Annotated in this window: 17 protein-coding genes; 8 read left to right on the top strand and 9 right to left on the bottom strand. The window is 68.6% G+C overall.

What is annotated here, in order from left to right; all coding sequences use genetic code 11:
* Positions 1 to 94 precede the first annotated feature (94 nt).
* Complete coding sequence (locus AC07PF_RS21725; protein ID WP_494613243.1) at positions 95 to 652, top strand: EF-hand domain-containing protein; 558 nt, start codon at positions 95 to 97, stop codon at positions 650 to 652.
* A gap of 96 nt (positions 653 to 748) precedes the next feature.
* Here AC07PF_RS21725 and AC07PF_RS21720 read toward each other — a convergent pair whose 3' ends face one another.
* Positions 749 to 907 carry a DUF3309 family protein gene (locus AC07PF_RS21720; RefSeq protein ID WP_007856361.1) on the bottom strand — a complete coding sequence of 53 codons (159 nt, stop codon included), beginning with the start codon at positions 905 to 907 and terminating at the stop codon, positions 749 to 751.
* 138 nt (positions 908 to 1,045) lie between these two features.
* Positions 1,046 to 1,990, bottom strand: a complete 945-nt coding sequence (locus AC07PF_RS21715) for a Bug family tripartite tricarboxylate transporter substrate binding protein (RefSeq protein ID WP_494613375.1) — start codon at positions 1,988 to 1,990, stop codon at positions 1,046 to 1,048.
* 259 nt (positions 1,991 to 2,249) lie between these two features.
* On the opposite strand from AC07PF_RS21715, the gene AC07PF_RS21710 reads away from it, so the two are divergent.
* The 5 genes from AC07PF_RS21710 (at position 2,250) to AC07PF_RS21690 (ending at position 6,495) form a co-directional block, all read left to right on the top strand.
* Positions 2,250 to 3,461 (top strand): 3-hydroxybenzoate 6-monooxygenase, encoded by a 1,212-nt coding sequence (locus AC07PF_RS21710; protein ID WP_494613242.1) that lies wholly within the window; start codon positions 2,250 to 2,252, stop codon positions 3,459 to 3,461.
* Between the two features lie 20 nt (positions 3,462 to 3,481).
* Positions 3,482 to 4,519: a cupin domain-containing protein gene (locus AC07PF_RS21705; protein ID WP_494613241.1), complete on the top strand. Its 1,038-nt coding sequence runs from the start codon at positions 3,482 to 3,484 to the stop codon at positions 4,517 to 4,519.
* 40 nt (positions 4,520 to 4,559) lie between these two features.
* Positions 4,560 to 5,264 (top strand): fumarylacetoacetate hydrolase family protein, encoded by a 705-nt coding sequence (locus AC07PF_RS21700; RefSeq protein ID WP_494613240.1) that lies wholly within the window; start codon positions 4,560 to 4,562, stop codon positions 5,262 to 5,264.
* Positions 5,261 to 5,893: a maleylacetoacetate isomerase gene (gene maiA, locus AC07PF_RS21695; protein ID WP_494613239.1), complete on the top strand. Its 633-nt coding sequence runs from the start codon at positions 5,261 to 5,263 to the stop codon at positions 5,891 to 5,893. The genes AC07PF_RS21700 and maiA overlap by 4 nt, the downstream gene beginning before the upstream one ends.
* An 83-nt stretch (positions 5,894 to 5,976) precedes the next feature.
* Positions 5,977 to 6,495 (top strand): MarR family winged helix-turn-helix transcriptional regulator, encoded by a 519-nt coding sequence (locus AC07PF_RS21690; protein WP_007856375.1) that lies wholly within the window; start codon positions 5,977 to 5,979, stop codon positions 6,493 to 6,495.
* A 61-nt stretch (positions 6,496 to 6,556) separates the two neighbouring features.
* On the opposite strand, the gene AC07PF_RS21685 is transcribed toward AC07PF_RS21690, so the two are convergent.
* The 4 genes from AC07PF_RS21685 to AC07PF_RS21670 are packed head-to-tail and all read right to left on the bottom strand — an operon-like array spanning position 6,557 to position 11,627.
* A complete protein-coding gene (locus AC07PF_RS21685; protein WP_494613238.1) occupies positions 6,557 to 8,191 on the bottom strand; it encodes a DHA2 family efflux MFS transporter permease subunit in 1,635 nt (544 codons plus the stop codon).
* A gap of 15 nt (positions 8,192 to 8,206) precedes the next feature.
* Positions 8,207 to 9,517, bottom strand: a complete 1,311-nt coding sequence (locus tag AC07PF_RS21680) for an HlyD family secretion protein (RefSeq protein ID WP_494613237.1) — start codon at positions 9,515 to 9,517, stop codon at positions 8,207 to 8,209.
* 53 nt (positions 9,518 to 9,570) lie between these two features.
* Positions 9,571 to 11,046: an efflux transporter outer membrane subunit gene (locus tag AC07PF_RS21675; protein ID WP_494613236.1), complete on the bottom strand. Its 1,476-nt coding sequence runs from the start codon at positions 11,044 to 11,046 to the stop codon at positions 9,571 to 9,573.
* A gap of 47 nt (positions 11,047 to 11,093) precedes the next feature.
* Positions 11,094 to 11,627, bottom strand: coding sequence for a MarR family winged helix-turn-helix transcriptional regulator (locus AC07PF_RS21670; protein ID WP_494613235.1), 534 nt, complete (start codon positions 11,625 to 11,627; stop codon positions 11,094 to 11,096).
* A 168-nt stretch (positions 11,628 to 11,795) separates the two neighbouring features.
* Here AC07PF_RS21670 and AC07PF_RS21665 point away from each other — a divergent pair, with 168 nt between their 5' ends.
* Both AC07PF_RS21665 and AC07PF_RS21660 read left to right on the top strand, forming a co-directional pair.
* Positions 11,796 to 12,746 carry a ketopantoate reductase family protein gene (locus AC07PF_RS21665; RefSeq protein ID WP_494608464.1) on the top strand — a complete coding sequence of 317 codons (951 nt, stop codon included), beginning with the start codon at positions 11,796 to 11,798 and terminating at the stop codon, positions 12,744 to 12,746.
* An 856-nt stretch (positions 12,747 to 13,602) separates the two neighbouring features.
* Positions 13,603 to 14,874: a M20/M25/M40 family metallo-hydrolase gene (locus AC07PF_RS21660; RefSeq protein ID WP_494613234.1), complete on the top strand. Its 1,272-nt coding sequence runs from the start codon at positions 13,603 to 13,605 to the stop codon at positions 14,872 to 14,874.
* 74 nt (positions 14,875 to 14,948) lie between these two features.
* Here AC07PF_RS21660 and AC07PF_RS21655 read toward each other — a convergent pair whose 3' ends face one another.
* The 3 genes from AC07PF_RS21655 to AC07PF_RS21645 all read right to left on the bottom strand — a co-directional run.
* Positions 14,949 to 15,908, bottom strand: a complete 960-nt coding sequence (locus AC07PF_RS21655) for a 2-hydroxyacid dehydrogenase (RefSeq protein WP_494613233.1) — start codon at positions 15,906 to 15,908, stop codon at positions 14,949 to 14,951.
* A gap of 92 nt (positions 15,909 to 16,000) precedes the next feature.
* Complete coding sequence (locus tag AC07PF_RS21650; protein WP_494613232.1) at positions 16,001 to 16,462, bottom strand: nuclear transport factor 2 family protein; 462 nt, start codon at positions 16,460 to 16,462, stop codon at positions 16,001 to 16,003.
* A gap of 139 nt (positions 16,463 to 16,601) precedes the next feature.
* On the bottom strand, positions 16,602 to 16,883 hold a 282-nt coding region (locus AC07PF_RS21645; RefSeq protein ID WP_494613231.1), incomplete at its 5' end, for a dihydrodipicolinate synthase family protein.

The following is a 16,883-nucleotide window of genomic DNA, read 5'->3' as shown; positions in this document are numbered from 1 at the left end:
CTTGCCGCATATGCTGGACCACCGGGCGATGGTCTGCCCTGGTGCTTTGTCGGGAAGCACCGGCAGCCAAGCCGCGCACAGGAGTCCACTGGCCATGTCACCCCTTATTTCCGGCCTCGCGTCCGTCGCGTCCTTTCTCTACAACGCCGCCTCGGGCAGCAAGTCGGCGGCCACGGCGCGCGCCAGCCAGCCGGCCGCCGCCGAACCATCTGCCGTGGTTACGCTGAGCAAGGAGGCCGAGGCCCTGACCGGCTTTGCCGGCAAGGGCATCTTGATGACCTCCGGCAAGCTCGATGGCCCGCTGGGCACGCGTGCGGGTGCCGATGCGGGCACGGCGCTGACGGCATCGCAGGCCGACCGCGCGGTGTCCAAGAAGGATTTCCAGGAACTGCTCGCCAGCTTCGGCGCCACGGATGCACAAAAGGAACAACTGGCCGCCGGCTTCGATGCCAACCAGGACGGCGCCATATCGCGCGATGAATTCCTCAAGGGGGTTGCAGCCACGTCGGGGAACAAGGGGGGCAGCGAGCTGTCGCAGTCGCTCTTGCAACTGGTGGACCGCCATGGCAATGCCAACGGCGTCGTGAACCAGACCGAGCTGGCGCAGCTCACCACGGCCTTTGCCAACGCGCAGCTGCGCAAGGCGGCCTGAGCGCCTGCCAGCACCCGTCCAGGGACGTCCAAAAAGCAAAAAGCGTGGCCTGGCCACGCTTTTTGCTTTTTGGGCCCTCTACAGGCCGCCGGAGGTTTATATCCTGCCCATGAGCAGCAGGATGACCAGAATCAGCACCACCAAGCCGATGCCGCCGCTGGGCCCATAGCCCCACGAACGGCTGTGGCCCCAGGTGGGCAGCGCGCCGACGAGGATGAGGATCAGGACGATCAGGAGAATGAGGGAGAGCGACATGGCAGTTCCTTTTGTTGTGGTGACTGCATTGTTCGATCAGCCCCTGCGCCAGATCGCAGGCGGCAGGCGCGCCCCCATGTCAGGCTTTTCCGACGCAGTGTGTGGGAGGCGCGGGCTTGGCTGGCTGGCTGGCCGGCGTCAGTCGAGCGTGATCCCGGCCTTGGTGATCAACTGCTCGTACTGGCTGGACTTGGCCGCCGCGTTGCGGCCGATCTCCTCCACCGACCAGGCCAGGGGCTCGAAGGCAAAGGTGTTGAAGCGCTCGCGCACTTCGGGGTCCGCCAGCGCGGCCAGCACGTCCGCATGGATCTTTCCCCGCACGGCGGCAGGCACGCCCTTGGGGGCCACCAGCACCACGAAGGAGTTCACGTCGAGCTGTGCTGGGCCGCCGGCCTCGGCCACGGTGGGCACGTCGGGCAGCTGCGGGATGCGCCTGGGGGCGGCCACCGCCAGGTACTTGATCTTGCCGGCCTTGTAGACGCCCTGGCTCGACGGAATGCTGGCAAAGCTCCAGGCCACCTCGCCGGTGGCCACGTTGGTGTACAGCTGGCTCACCTCCTTGTAGGGCACATGGGTCATGCGCACGCCGGTGATGGATTCGAGCCACTCGCCGCCCAGGTGGCCCGGGCTGCCCACGCCCCAGGATCCATAGCTCAGCCCGCCGGACTTGGCCTTGGCGTCGTTCAGCAGGTCGGTCATGTTCTTCCAGGGCGATTGGGCCGGCACCGCCACCATGAAGGGGGTGCGGAACAGCGGCGCCACGGGGTCGAAGGCCTTGAGCGTGTCCACGTTGCGCTTCTTGTACAGGTGGGGCACGGCGGCCAGGTGCTCGCTGTCGAGCTGCAGCAGCGTGTAGCCGTCGGCCGCGCCGCGCTTGGCCGCATCCATGGCGATGAAGCCGCCACCGCCAGGGCGGTTGTCCACGGTCACCGTCTGCTTCCACTGGGTCGACAGCTTGTGTGCCACCAGCCGCAGCACGGCATCGGGCCCGCTGCCCACGGCAAAGGCGGTGTAGAGCGTGACCGGCTTGGCCGGAAAGTCGCTGCCCTGGGCATGGCTGGTGCCCAGGGCGCCCACCAGCATGCCGGCGCAGGCGAGCGACAGGAGCAAGGGGCGTCGGGTGGTTGGGTTCACGGGTGTCTCCTGGAAGTGTGGATTGCTGGATAACTGATCAACAGTATGCTGATGAAAATCATAGGTCCGGCTCCATGGCGAAGCGCTTGGTGGAAACCCTTGATTCCCGTTGAGGCGCAAAATTCGGCGGCAAGGGCTTGCGCGCATGGTCCATGCATGGCTACACTAATTATCAGCATACTGATTAAATTCTTTCAAGAGGTGGACCATGGAGCAGACAATCGAGAGCGCCGCGGGCCTTCCCGTGCTGGTGGCAGGCGGTGGCATCGGTGGCCTGGCGGCGGCGCTGGCCCTGGTGCGCCAGGGCTTCGAGGTGCAGGTGCTGGAGCAGTCGCCCGCCATCGGCGAGATCGGTGCCGGCATGCAGCTGGGGCCCAACGCATTCCATGCCTTCGATGCGCTGGGGGTGGGCGAGCAGGCGCGCAGCCGCTCGGTGTTCACCGACTACATGGTGATGCACGACGCGCTGGACGAGTACCAGGTGGGCCGCATCCCCACGGACGATGCCTTCCGCGCGCGCTTCGGCAATCCCTATGCGGTCATCCACCGGGTGGATGCGCACAACTGCCTGCTCGAAGGGGCACTGGCCACCGGGCGCGTGCGCCTGCAGACCCACACCCGCATTGAGCGCGTGGAGCAGGACGCCAGCGGCGTCACCGCCATCGACCAGCACGGCAAGGCCTGGCACGGGGCGGCGCTGGTCGGCGCCGACGGTGTCAAGTCCGTGGTGCGCCAGCAGTATGTGGGCGACCCGGCCCGCGTGACCGGCCACGTGGTCTACCGCGCCGTGGTGGAGCGCGAGGATTTCCCCGAGGAGCTGCGCTGGAACGCCGCCAGCATCTGGGTGGGCCCGCACTGCCACCTGGTGCACTACCCGCTGCGCGGTGGCGAGCAGTACAACGTCGTGGTCACCTTCCACAGCCGCAAGGAAGAGGTGTGGGGCGTCACCGAAGGCAGCCGCGAGGAGGTGCAGAGCTACTTCCAGGACATCTGCCCGCGCGCCCGCCTGCTCATCGACCTGCCCAAGAGCTGGAAGCGCTGGGCCACCGCCGACCGCGACCCCATCGCCCAGTGGACATACGGCTGCGCCACGCTGCTCGGCGATGCGGCCCACCCCACCACCCAGTACCTGGCGCAGGGCGCCTGCATGGCGCTGGAGGATGCCGTGACCCTGGGCGAGGCCCTGCGCGTGCATGGCAACGACTGGGGCGCTGCGCTCGATCGGTACCAGCGCTCGCGCGTGGCACGCACCGCGCGCATCGTGCTCTCCGGCCGCGAGATGGGCCGCATCTACCACGCCAGGGGCGTGGAGCGCCTGGTGCGCAACGACCTGTGGCGCGGCCGCAGCGCCGAGCGCTTCTACGACGCGATGGAGTGGCTCTACGGCTGGAACGTAGGCAACTGCCTGGCCGCGCACTGAACCTTGAGGAGACACGACACATGCAAGAACTAGGACGCCTGGAAGACCTGCCCCAGGACTACCGCGATGCGCTCACCGAGCGCAACCTCGTGCCCCTGTGGCCCAGCCTGCGCGCCATGCTGCCGCCCGGCACGCCCCGGCCGCGCACCCAGGCCACGCACTGGCCCTATGCGGCGCTTCGGCCGCTGCTGATGCGGGCCGGCGAGCTCACGCCCATCGAGAAGGCCGAGCGCCGGGTGCTGGTGCTGGCCAACCCCGGCCATGGGCCGGACAGCATGCAGGCCAGCGCGGCCATGTACCTGGGCATGCAGTTGCTGCTGCCGGGTGAGTGGGCACCTGCGCACCGCCACACGCCCAATGCCGTGCGCATGGTGGTGGAAGGCGAGGGCGCGTACACCACGGTGGACGGCGAGCGCTGTCCCATGGAGCGCGGCGATTTGATCCTCACCCCCACCGGCCTGTGGCACGAGCATGGCCACGAGGGCACCGCGCCCGTGATCTGGCTCGATGTGCTGGACCTGCCGCTGGCCTATTACCTGGAGGTCTCGTACCACGTGGACGGCCCGCGCCAGGCAATCACCGAGGCGGCGGGCGACCGCGCCTATGCGCGCGGCGGCATGCTGCCCACGCCGGTATTCGAGCGCACGCAGCGTGCCTACCCGCTGCTGCGCTACCCCTGGTTCCAGGCACGGGCGGCGCTGCAGGCACTGGCCGCCGATCAGCCCGCGCTCGCGTCGGTGCAGATCACCTATGTGAACCCCGAGACCGGTGCCGACGCCGAGAACATCCTGGGCTTCTATGCGCAGATGTTGCGCCCGGGGCAGGTGCTGCGCCTGCCCGCGCGCTCGCCGGCCATGGTGTTCCACCTGATCGAAGGTGCGGCCGACGTGCGCGTGCAGGAGCAGTGCTTTGCGTTGGCCGAGGCCGACACCTGCTGCGCCCCCGGCTACACCACGGTCACGCTGGCCAACCGCTCGGCCGATGCGCCGGCCTTTCTCTTCATCGCCGACGAGAGCCCGCTGCACCGCAAGCTGGGCGTGTTCGAGAACCGCGGCTGATGGTTGCGCAATCCCTTTTGTTTTTTTGGAAAGCCTTAGCATGTCCACCACCTACCTCTGGACCCCTCCCGCCACCGTCTCATTGCCCGTGCGTGGCCAGGCCGCGCGCCTGCCCGTGAACCGCCTGTTCTTCGTGGGCCGCAACTACCACGCCCATGCCGTCGAGATGGGCCGGCCCGTGGACAAGTCGCAGGAGCGGCCGTTCTACTTCACCAAGTCGCCGTCCACCGTGGTGGAATCCGGCGCCACCGTGGCCTATCCGCCGGGCACCGAGAGCTACCACTACGAGATGGAGCTGGTGCTGGCCATCGGCACGGCCGGCTTTCGCATCGCGCCCGAGCAGGCGCACACGCACATCTACGGCTATGCCTGCGGCCTGGACATGACGCGGCGCGACCTGCAGCTGGTGGCGCGCGACAAGGGCCGGCCCTGGGACCTGGGCAAGGACGTGGAGCAGTCCTCCATCGCCTCCGAGATCGTCCCTCTGCCCGGCGTGGTGATCGAGCGCGGTGCCATCGCGCTCAGCGTCAACGGCCAGGTGCGCCAGCAGTCCGACGTGGACAAGCTCATCTGGAACATCCGCGAGCTTCTGGCCGACCTGTCGCAGTTCTACCACCTGCAGCCCGGCGACCTCATCTACACCGGCACGCCCGAGGGCGTGGGCGCCGTGCTGCCGGGCGACCGCATCGAGGGCCATGTGGACGGCGTGGGCAGCATCGCCCTCACCGTGGGCCCCGCAGAATGAAGCTGCACCACTTCTTTCGCAGCGGCACCTCGCACCGGCTGCGCATCGCGCTGAACCTCAAGGGCCTTGCCGTCGAGCATGTGCCGGTGGATCTGCGCCGCGAAGAGCACCTGGGCGAGGCCTACCGGGCGGTCAACCCGCAAATGCTGGTGCCCGCGCTGGAGCATGCAGGCCAGACCTTCATCCAGTCGCCCGCCATCATCGAATGGCTGGAGGAGCGCCACCCCGAGCCGCCGCTGCTGCCCGCCGGCGCCGATGCGCGCGCCCAGGTGCGGGCCCTGGCCGCGCTGGTGGGCTGCGACATCCACCCCGTCAACAACCGCCGCATTCTCGAGTACCTGCGCCACCAGCTGGGCTGCGACGAGGCGGCGGTGAACGCCTGGTGCGCCACCTGGATCACTGCGGGCTTCGACGCCTGCGAGGCGCTGCTGGCGCGCGATGCCGGGCGCGGTGCCTTCAGCTTCGGCCATGCCCCCACCCTGGCCGACGTCTACCTGGTGCCCCAGGTGGAGAGCGCGCGCCGCTTCCAGGTCGACCTGGCGCGCTGGCCGCTCATCAGCGCCGTGGACGCGGCCTGCGCGGAGTTGCCTGCGTTCCGTCTGGCAGCGCCCATGGCGCACGCGGACTGAGCCTGCGGGCTGCCCGCGGCATCCGATAGACTGCGGCCTCGCGGATTGACGCCGTTTCCTTTCTGTCGCCCCTGCTGCTGCCCATGTCCTCTCCATCCCATTCCCCTGCGCTCGAAGAACTGCCTGGCCACTACATCCGCCGGCTGCAGCAGATCGCGGTGGCCATCTTCCTGGAGGAGACGCAGGAGTTCGGCATCACCCCCGTGCAGTTCGGCGCGCTGGCGGCCGTGCAGCGCGAGCCGGGGCTGGACCAGCGCCGCCTGGCCGGGCGCATCGGTTTCGACACCTCGACCATCGGCAGCGTGATCGACCGGCTCGAAACACGGGGCTGGATGGTGCGCAACAGCAGCCCGGGCGACCGCCGCGTGCGCCTGCTCACGCTCACGCCCGCGGGAGAAGACCTGCTGCGCCAGGTCGAGCCCGGCATGCGCCGCGCGCAAAAGCGCATGCTGGCGCCCCTGCCGCCCGAGCAGGGCGAGCTGTTCATGGCCATGCTCAAGACCCTGGTCAACGCCAACAACGTGCTCAGCCGGGCGCCCAGCGTCACCAGCACACCCGAGCTGCCTGCCTCGCGCACACGGGCCAAGGCCAGCAAGGGCTAGGAATGAAAAAAGCGGCGAGCCCGAGGGCTGCGCCGCCTTGTCCAGCCTCAGGGCCTGGCGCTCAGTGGGCCCCACCCGCGTCGGCGGGTGCAGCGCCCCCTTGCGCGGGCCGCTTGGTCAGCCAGATCAGCCCGATCAGCAGCAGGAACAGGCCGGCCGAGCCGAGGAAGATATCGTTCGCCGCCCGCGTGAAGGCCTGCTGGTCGATCAGCCGGTTCACCTGGGCCAGCGCCTGCAGCTGGGTCATGCCCGATGCCATCAGGTTGTCCAGCGTGGCGCCGAACACGCCCTGGCCCTGGATCAGGCCCTCGGTGAGGTGGGCATGGTGCATGGCGGCGCGGCTCTCCCACAGCGTGGTGGCGATGGACGTGCCCATGGCCCCGGCGGTGATGCGCACGAAGTTGCTCAGCCCGGCGGCTGCCGGGATGCGCTCGGGCGCCACCCCGGCCAGCGTCAGCGTGGTCAGCGGGATGAAGAAGAACGCCATGGCCGCACCCTGCAGCAGCGTGGGGATCAGGATGTGGATGAAGTCCGTCTGCACCGTGAACTGCGAACGCATCCAGAGCACGACGCCGAACACGATGAACGCGCCCGTCGCCATGCGCCGCGGGTCCCACTGGCCCACCTTCTTGCCCACCAGCGGCGTGAGCAAAATGGCGAAGATGCCCACCGGCGCCAGCGCCATGCCGGCCGAGGTGGCGGTGTAGCCCATCCACTGCTGCAGCCACAGGGGCAGCAGCACCACGTTGCCGAAGAACAGCGCGTAGGCCACCGACAGCGCCAGCGCCCCGAAGGTGAAGTTGCGGCCCTTGAAGAGCTTGAGGTCCACCACCGGGTGCTTGTCGGTGAGTTCCCAGACCAGGAACACGGCGAACGCCACGACCGCGACGACGGCCATGAGGATGATCTCGTTGGAGGCGAACCAGTCGAGTTCCTTGCCCTTGTCGAGCATGAGCTGCAGCGCACCCACCCATAGCACCAGCAGGGACAGGCCCACGGTGTCGATCGGCAGCTTGCGGATCGGGGTCTCGCGCTTGCGGTAGATGCCCCAGGTGAGCACGCCGGCCAGCAGCCCCACCGGCACGTTGATGTAGAAGATCCACGGCCAGGAGATGTTGTCCGTGATCCACCCGCCCAATAGCGGCCCGACCACGGGCGCGACCAGCGTGGTCACGCCCCACAGGGCCAGCGCCGTGCCGGCGAGGGCACGCGGGTAGCTGGCCAGGAGCAGCGTCTGCGACAGCGGGATCATCGGCCCGGCGACCAGGCCTTGCAGCACGCGGAAGAAGACCAGCATCTCCAGCGACGAGGCGAAGCCGCACAGCCACGAGGTGAGCACGAACAGCAGCACGCTCATGGTGAACAGCCGCACCGCACCAAAGCGCTGCGTGAGCCAGCCCGTGAGCGGCACCGAGATGGCATTGGCCACGCCGAAGCTGGTGATCACCCAGGTGCCCTGGCCCGGGCTCACGCCCAGGTCACCGGCAATGGCGGGAATCGAGACGTTGGCGATGGACGAGTCCAGCACGTTCATGAACGTGGCCAGCGACAGGGACAGCGTGCCCAGCAGCAGGGCGGTGCCCTGCAGCGGGGGGTAGGCCGCAGGCGGCCCGGGCGGGGCGGCTGGCGGCGGCGTTGTCACAGCAGGCGGCGCCGAGGCGCCAGCCTGGTCTGCGGTGGGGTTGGCGGCAGTCATGGAAAAGCCCCCGGCTTACTGCACCACAGGGGACCGCACGGGGGCGGAGGCGTGGTTCTGTGCCTGCACGGCGTTGCTGCCCGGCGTCTGGCCGACCTTGGGCGATGCCACGGCCACGGCCTTGCGGCCCAGGTTGGCGGCGATGATCTGGGCCACCTCATCGTCGGCGGCCTTGAACTGCGCGTCGAACACGGCCGTGGCGGCCACGGGCGTGGTGCGCTGCGTGTCGGACAGGGTCTTGCCGCTCTGGTCGGCGGTATCCACCCGCACGTCCATCGACAGGCCCACGCGCAGCGCGTGCTCGGTCACTTCCTTGGGGTCGAGGGTGATGCGCACGGGCACGCGCTGCACCACCTTGATCCAGTTGCCGGTGGCGTTCTGCGCGGGCAGCAGGGCGAAGGCGGCGCCGGTGCCGGCACCCAGGCCGGCGATCTTGCCGTGGTAGACCACCTTGGTGCCGTACACGTCGGCCACCAGCTCGGCCGGCTGGCCGATGCGCAGGTTCTGCAGCTGGCTTTCCTTGAAGTTGGCGTCCACCCACAGGTCGTTCAGGGCCACCAGCGTCATCAGCGGGGCACCGGCCTGCACGCGCTGGCCGACCTGCACGCCGCGCTTGGCCACATGGCCGTCAAGTGGCGCCACCAGCTGGGCGCGCTGCACCGCCAGGTAGGCCTCGCGCACGCGGGCCGAGGCGCGCTGCACGTTGGGGTGCTGCTCGATCGAGGTGCCTTCGGTCTGCGTCTGGCTGGCGGCCAGCTGTTCCTGCGCCGCTACCACGGCGGCCTGGGCCGCAGCCACCGTGCTCTTGGCAGAGGTCACCTGGGCGTTGGCGTGCTGGAACTCTTCCTTGCCCACGGCACCGCTGGCCATCAGCGGAGCGCGGCGGGCCACGTCGTCCTGCAGGCGCGCGGCATCGGCCTGGGCGCGCGCCAGGTCGGCGCTGCGCAGGCTGACCTGGGCCTTCAGGGTGGAGTTGTTGGCGAACAGGGTGCGCACCTCGCGCACGGTCTGGGCCAGCTGGGCTTCGGCCTGCTCCAGCGCCACGCGGGCGTCGGCGGGGTCGAGCTTGACCAGCAACTGGCCGGCTTTCACATAGTCGGTGTCGTCCGCGCCGATGGAGACCACGGTGCCGCCGATCTGCGGCGTGATCTGTACCACGTTGCCTGCCACGTAGGCGTTGTCGGTGGTTTCCACATGGCGGCCATTGGCCCAGTGCCAGCCGCCCCAGCCGATGGTGGCAAGGGCCACGGCGGCGGCGATCAGGGTCAGGCCGCGGCGGCGCGCGGGGTTGGATGCTTGGTTGTTGGGGGTGGCGGATTCGCTCATGGCAAGGGTCCTCTGGGTGTGCTTGTTGTGTATGGTTTTTGGATGGATGCGGTTCAGTGCGCTGCGGCGGTCTGCAGCGTGGCCGTGTCGTCGGTCCAGCCTCCGCCCAGGGCCTTCATCAGCTGCAGTCGGGTGTCGAGCTGGCGCGCGCGCAGGTCCACGGCCAGGCGGCGCTGGGCCAGCACCTGGCTTTCGGTGGACAGAACCACCAGGTAGTTGCCCAGACCCGCGCGGTAGCGCTCCTGCGCAAAGCGGTAGGCCTTTTCGGCGCTGGCGGCGGCATCGTCCTGCAGCGCCTGCTGGCGTGTGAGCGACTGGACGGAGGCCATGGCGTCGCCGGCTTCCTTGACCGCGTCGAGCACCATGCCGTTGTACTGGGCGATGGCGGCATCGAGCTCGGCCTGGCGGCCACCCAGCTGCGCACGCAGCCGGCCACCATCGAAGATCGGCAGGCGCAGCGCGGGCGTCACGCCCATCTGGCGCGAGCCGGCGTTGAACAGGTTGTCCAGACCCAGCGAATTGAGGCCGATGAAGGCGCCGATGTTGATGTTGGGGTAGGACTCCGTGCGTGCGACCTTCACGCCCTGGGTGGCGGCTTCCACGCGCCAGCGCGCGGCCACCACGTCGGGGCGGCGGCCCAGCAGGTCGGCGCCCAGCGCGTCGGGCACGGGCGTGGGCTGCAGGGAGGCCAGTTGCGGGGTCAGGGTGGTGAGTGCATCGGGCGCCTGGCCGGTGAGCACGGCCACCTGGCGGCGTGCCAGGGTGATCTGCTCGTCCAGCGCCTCGATCTGCGTGCGCGCATCGGGCACGGCGGCCTGGGCCTGGGTCAGCTCGACCTGGCTGTCCAGTCCTGCGGCCACGCGGTCATTGGTCAGGCGGCGCTGTTCTTCGCGCTGTTCCAGGGCCCGCACGGCCACCTCGCGCTGCGAGACCAGGCGCGCCAGGGCCACATAGCTGCGGCCCACCTGGGCGGCCAGGGTGTTGGCGGCGGCGGCGGCATCGGCCTGGGCGGCCCGCGCCTGGCCCAGGGCGGCCTGCAGCTCGGCGGCATGCTGGCCGAAGAAGTCGGGCGACCAGCTGAACGTCGCCTGCACCGTGCCGCTGTTGTAGGTGTTGCCGGCCACCGGGGCTGGCACCAGGCCGTGGGCGGTGTAGCGTTGGCGCGTGGCGTCCACGCCCAGGTTCACCTGCGGGCCGTTGGCGGCTTCGCGCACCTGGCTCAGCGCCACGGCCTGCTCCAGGCGGGCGCGGCTCACGGCCAGGCTGGGGCTGCCCTGCAGGGCCTTGTCGACCAGGGCATTGAGCTGGGCATCGCCCAGCGTGGTCCACCACTGTGAGGGCGCCGCCGATTCGCCGGCCGAGGCATTGAGGCCCAGGGCGGCGGGCGTGGTCTGCGCCAATGGCGCATGGGCCGGGCCCGGGCTGGCGCATCCGACCAGGAACAGGGCCGCCGCCAGCGCGACGGCCGAGACGGCGAAATGGGCCGCCACGGCGGCACGGGTGGACAGGGGGGTGGTGGCTTGGGACATGGTCTGTTGTGGTTGTTTCTTGGAAAGGTCCGGGATGGAGGGGCCGTTCAGGCGGCAGGCGGCTCCTGCTGCTGTTCCAGGCGCACGGCATCGCCGTTGGCCAGCATGCGGCGCAGCAGGCTGAGCAACTGCTGCCATTCGTCATGGGTGAAGCCGCGCAGGTGGTTGTTGAGCACTTCGGCCAGCACCGGGGGCACCTTGGCCGCGACCTTCTCGCCCTCGGGCGTGAGCACCACGTGCACCACGCGCCGGTCGGTGGTAGAGCGCTCGCGCAGCACCAGGCCCTTGGCCTCCAGGCGATCGAGCGTGCGCGTCATGGAGGCGGCGTCCGTCTCCAGCTCCCGCGCCATCACGGCCAGCGTGGCTGCCTGGCCGGAGGCCACGGCCTGGCATTTGGAGATCTTGAACAGAGGCAGCCACTGCGCAAACGTCAGGTCGTGCGTGGACAGCTGGGCGTCCGCCTGCGTGCGGATGGACGACATCACCTTGCGCATCAGGTAGCCCACGCTCTCCTCGGCAGGGCTGTGGCCGTTGCCGTAGAAGGACACGTCGGGGGAAGAGGGGGGAGGTGTCGATGTCATGGAGTGGTAATTTAATTGACTAGACAATGATTGTCTTTGCAATCAATTAATTTCCGAGTCGATGTCAGGGGATTTGTGGCGGCTGGTGGATGCCCTGCGCGGGTGCTTGCGGGCCGATATAGTCGAAGACCGTCCCTGTCCTTTGCCCGTGTTCCGCACGTCCTTTTCATGACCACCACCGCCTCGTTTGCTGCTGCCGATGTTCCCCTCTTGCGCATTGCCGTCATGGGCGCTGGCGCCGTGGGTTGCTACTACGGCGCGCTGCTCGCGCGGGCCGGCCATGCGGTCAGCCTGATTGGCCGCCAAGCCCATGTGCAGGCCGTGCAGCAGCATGGCCTGCGCCTGCAGACGGCCGTGCTTGACGTACAGGTGCCCATGCAGGCCAGCACCGAGGCCAGCGCCGTGCAGGGTGCCGACGTGGTGCTGTTCTGCGTGAAGTCCACGGATTCGGAGGCCGCTGCGCGCGCGATCCAGCCTTACCTGGCGCCTGGGGCGTTGGTGCTCACGCTGCAGAACGGTGTGGACAACGACGAGCGCGTGCGCGCCGTGCTGGACCGCCGCACGCCCGTGGCGGCCGCCGTGGTCTATGTGGCCACCGCCATGGCCGGCCCCGGCCATGTGCGCCACCACGGCCGGGGCGAGCTGGTGATCGCGCCGTCGCCGCGCAGCGAGGCGGTGGCCGCGCAGTTCGCCGCCGCGGGCATTCCCACGCAGATTTCGGACAACGTGCGCGGCGCGCTCTGGGCCAAGCTGGTGCTCAACTGCGCCTACAACGCGCTGTCGGCCCTGTCGCAGCAGCCTTACGGGCAACTGGTGCAGGCCCCTGGTGTGACAGACGTGATTGCCGATACCGTGGCCGAATGCCTAGCCGTCGCAAAGGCCGATGGCGTCACCATTCCGGGCGATATCGATGCGGCTGTGCGCGGTATCCCGGCCACCATGCCGGGGCAGCATTCGTCCACCGCGCAGGACCTGGCGCGGGGCAAGCCCACCGAGATCGATCATCTGAATGGGTATGTGGTGAGTCGTGGAGAGGCGCTGGGCGTGCCCACGCCTTTGAACCGGGCGTTGCAGGTGTTGGTAAAGTTGGCTGAGGCGAGGCGGGTTTCTGGAGGGTGATCGAGCCTGTTTGGGCCGCATGCTTTTTTGAAGGTCGGAGGCCGGGATGTGCGCCCGGCGGCGCACCTTCTTTCTTTTGCGTCGCCAAAAGAAAGAAGGCAAAGAAAAGGCGACCCCGCTGTCTGCGTCCCTGCGCTTCGCTTCGGGCAACCTGCGATGCTCGATCCTGGGGTGGCGTCGCAGAACTCGCTGCGTTCTTCGAACTTCGCTCAAACATCTGCGACGAGCCAGATCACGAAGCGTGTGTGTCCTTCGGCACACACGCCCACCCCAGGCCCTGCGCTTCTCGGCGCAGCCAGAGGGGGTGGGGAGCGGGTACCACCCGGCTGCTGCTTTAGCAGCTGCGCCGGGTGTCGGTTACGCGCTGTGCGCTGCCAACGCCACTGGCGCGGCGGCCCTGCCCAGGCCAAGCGCAGCGAGGCAGATCGGGCCGAGCGAAGCAATGGCCCGTGTTGGTATCCACCCCCCTCTGACCGTGCCGAGAAGCGCAGGGCCTGGGGTGAGCGCGTGCCGAAGGACACGCGCATCGTTGTCTGACTCACCGCGGATGTTTGAGCGGAGTTCACCCGCAGGGGGAACGCAGCGAGTTCCGCGGTGCACCCCAGGACCGAGCATCGCAGGCTGCCCCCTCGCCACCGGCGAGGGGGACACGGGCAGCGGGGCCGCCTTCTCTTTGGTGACTTTCTCTTGGCGGCCCAAGAGAAAGTTACTGCGCCGCCGGGCGCACATCCCGGCTCCCGCCCTTCAACAAAGCATGCTGTCAAAACAGCCGACACTTGCGGCAACCAGCAAAGCCCCCGCCATCAGCAACATAATCAGCCTTCGCCATTCACTTGCCGCTGCCAGCAGCCAAACCATGTCCCACCCCCTCCGCCCCCTGATCGCCTCCCTCTCCCTGGCCTTCGCCGCCGCCATGGCCCACGCCGCCCCCGTGGCTGAGGTGCATGGCCTGGCGCAGAAGGAACAGCAACCCCTGCTCGACACCCTGCGCGACCTGGTGCACATCGAGTCGGGCAGCAAGGACATCGAGGGCCTGAACCAGATCGCCGAGCGCATCGCCAGCCAGCTCAAGCAACTGGGCGGCACGGTGGACGTGCTGCAGACCAGCGACGTCTACCGCCTGGACGACACGCCCGAGAAGGTGGGCCCCGCCGTGCAGGCCGTGTTCAAGGGCACCGGCACGAAGAAGATCATGCTGATCGCGCACATGGACACGGTGTACTTGAAGGGCATGCTCAAGGGCCAGCCCTTCCGCATCGACGGCGACAAGGCCTATGGCCTGGGCATCTCCGACGACAAGCAGGGCATCGCCCTCATCATCCACACCATCGCCCTGCTGCAAAAGCTCAACTTCAAGGACTACGGCACGCTCACGGTGCTGATCAATGGCGACGAGGAGATCAGCTCGCCCGGCTGGCGCAGCACCATCACCCGCGTGGCCTCGGAGCACGACGTGGTGTTCTCGTTCGAAGGTGGCGGCACCGACGGCACGCTGCGCCTGGCCACCAGTGGCATCGGCGCGGCCTACCTCACGGTGCAGGGCAAGGCATCGCATGCCGGCGCCAAGCCCGAGGATGGCGTGAACGCGCTGTACGAGTTGTCGCATCAGCTGCTGCAGATGAAGGACCTGTCCAAGAACGACGAAGGCCTCAAGCTCAACTGGACCGTCTCCAAGTCCGGCACCAACCGCAACGTGATCCCCGCCGAGGCCACGGCCCAGGCCGATGCGCGCGCGCTCAAGGTGGCGGACTTCGACGGGCTGGAAAAGGCGCTGCAGGAAAAGATCAAGACGAAACTGCTGCCCGCCTCCAAGGTGGACGTGAAGTTCGAGGTGCGCCGCCCGCCGCTCGAAGCCAGCGAGGCCTCGCGCCGCGTGGCCGGCTACGGCAAGGTCATCTACCAGGAGCTGGGCCTGCCCCTCGCCGTGGTCGAGAAGGCCACGGGCGGTGGCACCGATGCGGCCTTCGCTGCGCTCAAGACCAAGGGCGCCGTGGTGGAGGGCATGGGCCTGTCGGGCTACGGTGCCCATTCCAACGATGCCGAGTACGTGCAGATCAACACCATCGTGCCGCGCCTGTACCTGGCCGCGCGCATGATCATGGACATCTCCAAGGGCGTCTTGAAGTAACAGGGATGGTGCGCCCCTGGCGGCGCGCCTTGTCTCGGCCCTCGCCGGCGCATGCCGGTGGGGGCTTTTTTATGTCAGGTGACCGGTACCGGCACGCGCACGGCGCCTGTGGCGTAAAAGGATTCCAGGTTCTCCAGCACCAGGTCGGCCATGGCGCGGCGGGTTTCGTGCGTGGCGCTGGCGGTGTGCGGGGTAAGGACCACGTTGTCCAGGTCCATCAGTGCAGCAGGCACCTGGGGTTCGTCCTCGAACACGTCCAGGCCGGCACCGGCGATGCGTTTTTGTTGCAGGGCCTCGACCAGCGCGGCCTGGTCCACCACGCTGCCTCGCGCCACGTTGATGAGGTAGCTCCGGGGCCCCAGGGCCTCCAGCACCTCGCGGTTGACCATGTGGCGCGTGGAGGCGCCACCGGCCACGGTGAGCACCAGGTAGTCGGCCCACTGCGCCAGCGCCAGCAGGGAGTCGAGGCGGGGCAGCGCAGAGCCTTCGACCGGGCGGCGGTTGTAGTAGCCGACCTCCATGCGAAAGCCTGCGGCGCGCTCGGCCACGGCCAGGCCGATGCGGCCCATGCCGACGATCCCCAGGCGCTTGCCCGACACCCGGGTCTGCGGCGCGTAGCGCGCCTTGGGCCATTCGCCGCGGCGCACGAAGCGGTCGCTCGCGGCCACGCCGCGCGACACGTCGAGCATCAGCGCAAACGCCATGTCGGCCACGCAGTCGTTGAGCACGTCGGGCGTGTAGCCCACGGGGATGCCACGCGCCTGGCACGCGGCAATGTCCAGTGCATCGAAGCCCACGCCGAAGCTGCTCACCACCTGCAGCTTGGAAAGTGCTGCGATCACCTCGGCCTTGAGGCCGATGGAGGCCGACGTGACCACACCGGTGAAGCTGGTGCCGTGCGCGGCCAGGAAGGCAGCCGGGTCGGCCTGGTCGGACAGGCAGACCACGTCATAGCGGGCGGCCAGGTCGGTCTCCAGCGCGGCAAGGGGCAGGCGGGCGATCTGCAGGAGGCGGGGTTTGGAGGGCTGGGTCATGAAGGGCAGGAAAAAGGCCGGTGGCGTGGAGCCGAACCGGCCGTTGTGAATGGCGGTCCGCAGCACCGTGGCGGCGGACCATGGCGACGATCTTACGTCGCTACGCGCACTGCTTGCCGCGCCAGCAGCTTCCAGCCGCTGCCCTGCTGCTGCCAGACACCCAGGATCTTGATCTGCACCTTGCCGGGCTTGCCCGAGTCGTTGGTGTCGGCCGTGAGGGTGTGGCGCACGATGGCGGTGTTGCCCACCACCTTGATGGTCTGCTCGGTGATGGCGATGGTCACGAAGTCAGACTTGCCGGCGAGCAGGTCGCCGATGAAGCTGTCCTTGGTGTCCACGCGGCCGCCCGAGTGGCCATAGCTCAGGTCGTCGGCCACCAGCTGGGCCAGGGCGGCCTGGGTGGGGTCGATCATGGCCACGCGCAGGCGTTCGGCCGCGGCTGCCACCGATTGCTCGGATGCGGCGGACGATGCGGCAGGTGGGTTGCTGGCGCAGCCCGAGAGGGCCGCGATGGCCACGGCAGCCGCGGCTGCGAGGACGATTTTCTTGAACATCTTGTCTGTCTCCATTGTTGTGTTTGAAAAAAGATGGGCGTGCCGCGTCTACACCGGGAGCCCGTGCACGGCCAGGCGCCTGGAGATCTGAAAGCGATGAAAAAAGGGCCTGGGGCGTGGTCCAGGCCCTTGCGTGGGCTTACTGCGGGCCGAGCTTGTCGATCAGCGCCTTGAGCTGCTCCAGCTCGGCGGGCTTGAGGTCCGTCAGCGGCGCGCGCACCGGGCCCGCATCGTGGCCCACCAGCTTGGCGCCGGCCTTGATGATGCTCACGCCGTAGCCTTCCACCTTGTTGCGGATGTCCAGGTAAGGCATGAAGAACTCCTTGAGCAGCTTGTGCTGCGTGGCCATGTCGTCGGCCGCCACCGCCTTGTAGAAGTCCATCGCCGTCTTGGGGATGAAGTTGAACACCGCCGACGAGTA

The sequence above is a fragment of the Acidovorax sp. GW821-FHT10A04 genome, assembly GCF_059415825.1.
The sequence above is the reverse complement of the archived record's forward strand: the minus strand, read 5'-3'. Positions and strand labels throughout refer to the sequence as shown.